The organism is Streptomyces muensis (genome assembly GCF_021474425.1).
In the GTDB taxonomy this organism is placed as follows: Bacteria; Actinomycetota; Actinomycetes; order Streptomycetales; family Streptomycetaceae; genus Streptomyces; species Streptomyces muensis.
Window position 1 is genome coordinate 1 of the sequence record NZ_JAKEIP010000507.1, and the last position, 2,634, is coordinate 2,634.

A 2,634-nucleotide genomic window follows, 5' to 3' on the forward strand; every position below is an offset into this window, starting at 1 on the left:
CCCCCAGTTTACACCCCCAAGCCGCAAAACGCGATGATATAACCGGTCTCGTGGGCTCGTTTATGTTTATAAGAGACAGCGACGCGCCGGCCCTACGGGCCGGAAGCCTCTAAGCCGCTCCGACGGCTTTCGATTCAAAGCCGCTTCAGCGGCTTTCGATTCCAGCGCACTCCGTGCGCTATGGCAGCTACAGTCAGGCCACCCCCACTCCTCGCCTTTTTGACGGTACATCACAAACAGCTCCACTTACTTTTCCACTTGAAATCCAAGTCGATTCAGCCTCGCAATAATTGCGTTTCTATTTCTTCCAAACTCTGACATCAACTCATCTGTGTTCGCGCCGTCCTTGAAGCGTTCAGAAATCCTTACGTCTTCCTCCTCTGTCCAACGCTTATGGGAGTTCGAGTGCGTCCTTCGCAAGTCTTCCACCCGATATGCTGGCTCATGTCGCTTCGCCAGCTTGGGCGGAGAAACCTCTTCCGATGGGAAGGCGGCAAGGCCGAGTGAGTGGAGCTTCCACTTGATAGACTTTTCAGTTCTATCGAGGTGTTTCGCCAACTGAGCTGACGTCATTCCTGATTCATGCAGATTGCGCAGGTGTCCAATCTCCTCTTCAGTCCAGCTGCCTCGTCGATCAGTTGAAGAGCCAATGGAGCGCTGCTCTCGTCTTGTTGCAACGTTTTCTGTGTTTGCTCCGCTCTTCGTGGCGGAGGCAAGAAGTGAAAGCAGTTGGCCAATCAACTCCCAGTGTTTGATGTTGACTTCGCCGTGAAGATCTGTGACGACTTCACCCGCTGTATTGCAGCCGATCACGTCGATTCGCATGAGCCCTTTGGAGGAGCTGGGCTCAACTGAGACCTCGTAGTTGGTATCTTCATGCCGAAGCCTGAGATAGGCCGCTTCGTGGTGTTTCGACTCATCAACCATGAACTCCCCCTCCTCTGGCTGCACTCTACTCATGTCAATCACATTGAACGATCATGGCCCGCTGGTGGTTACGCACACGGTATGACGCTGCCTCACCTTGCTGGCTTCGACGCCGCTACGCGGCGAATCCCACGGAGGTGACGTATTCGTACTTTCCCCATTGCGACCCGAGGTTGACCATCTGGTCGATCCAGGCGTCGTCGAGGGCTCGGACGTCTCCCCTGGCCCACGCGTCGACAATGGCGTCCCAGTTGCGGATGTTCAGTCTCCGGTATTCCAGGACACGTTGACGGGGAACGGGTACGTGGGACTGGTCGAGAGGGTGGATTTCCACCCTTGTTCCGCCGTTCGCGTTCAGGCGTCGGAGCAGGTACCGGGCGACGTTGCGGCGGCGCAGGGCCCGGTAGGCGGTTTCGATTTTGGCCAGGTTGGCCTTGTTGGGTTGCTGTTTGCCGGTGAGCCAGGCCTTGAGGGTGCGGGGGGTGACGGTGATTCCGGCTTCGCGCATGGCGTCGTGGCCGGCGGCGCCGCGGGTGAGGTAGCGCAGGCGGGCTGAGAGGCCGCGGCGTGTGGTGACGGGGGATGCGATGCCGCCGGCGAGGGAGTCGAGTACGCGGGAGGCGGCTTCGCTTCCGCGTGTTCCCTCGGCGCCGTAGCGTCCGAAGTCGTGTGTCCTGTCCGGCATGTGGGGTGTTTACCGTTCGCCGGCAGGGAGGGTGTAGATGTCCTTCACCTTCACCTGTGACACGCCGCGCCCTTCCGTGAAGATGTGCCGCCAGTCGCCGGCGACGTGGAGTTCGTCGGTTCCCATGACTCTGATGACGGTGAGTCCTGCGGTATGTGCTTTATGGGCTTTGAGCCACAGGTTGACGAACGCCTGCGAGCGGATGATGTGCATCCAGTCCGGGCGGTAGATCTCCCTGTTGAAGTTCGACTCTCCCATGGTGGACACGAACTTAGAATACATGGATTTCACGTATTCCAGGGTGACTTCATCGTTTTCGGTGATGGCTTCTTCCCGGGCGTCGCGCAGGATCTGGCGGAGTTTTTCGAAGAGTTGCTCCGTGGATCCGGAGGTCCATGACTCGTGGATGACAGGCGGGTCGCACAGGTGGCCGTGCTGCTCGGTTGCGAGGCGCTGCAGGAGACGGAGGGTGGGTTCGGTCACCCAGACGGGGCCGGGTTCGTCCCGGCTGCCGAGGGGGTTGGGGAGATGGGAGTGGTGTTCCCATTCGGGTGGGGTGATGAGGTGGATTCCTGAGCGGCGGTGGGAGTGGACGTTTCCGGTGGAGTATTCGAGGGCGCCGAGCGGGAGGTGGGTTTTGAGGGCGGACAGGTAGGCGCCGTTGATGTCGAGAGCGGTCACCTCGTGGTTGCCGGGTGGTGCATCGAGGCGGGTCCAGTTGGGGCGGGCCTCCCATACGTCGTCTGCGCCGTGGGCGGATTTTCTGCGCAGGATGTCGGGCAGCGGGGGGTGGCCGACGATGTCGTAGCGGGCGCCGATACGGCATGAGTCCAGCAGGGCCATGACGTCGGGGATCGCCCTGCGCTGCAGTTCGGCGGTCGCCTGCTGGAGATCGCCGTTGTGTGCGGTGAGGGCTTCGTGGACGGTCCTGTGGATCAGGTCCGGGATGCGGCCTTGGGGCTGGGCTGATCGGCGGCGGGCGGGGACCGGCCTCGGGTCGGGTTGTGCTGCGGTGGGGGTGG

At 60.9% G+C, this 2,634-nt stretch carries 3 protein-coding genes; all 3 read right to left on the bottom strand.

The annotated features are described in order from the left end of the window. Positions 1–246: 246 nt before the first annotated feature. On the bottom strand, positions 247–960 hold the full coding sequence (locus tag L0P92_RS43765; protein WP_234768699.1) for a hypothetical protein: 714 nt from the start codon (positions 958–960) through the stop codon (positions 247–249). An 82-nt stretch (positions 961–1,042) separates the two neighbouring features. Continuing rightward, positions 1,043–1,612: a transcriptional regulator gene (locus L0P92_RS43770; protein ID WP_234768700.1), complete on the bottom strand. Its 570-nt coding sequence runs from the start codon at positions 1,610–1,612 to the stop codon at positions 1,043–1,045. Between the two features lie 9 nt (positions 1,613–1,621). Beyond that, a partial coding sequence (locus L0P92_RS43775; protein ID WP_234768701.1) for a transcriptional regulator occupies positions 1,622–2,634 on the bottom strand: 1,013 nt, incomplete at its 5' end.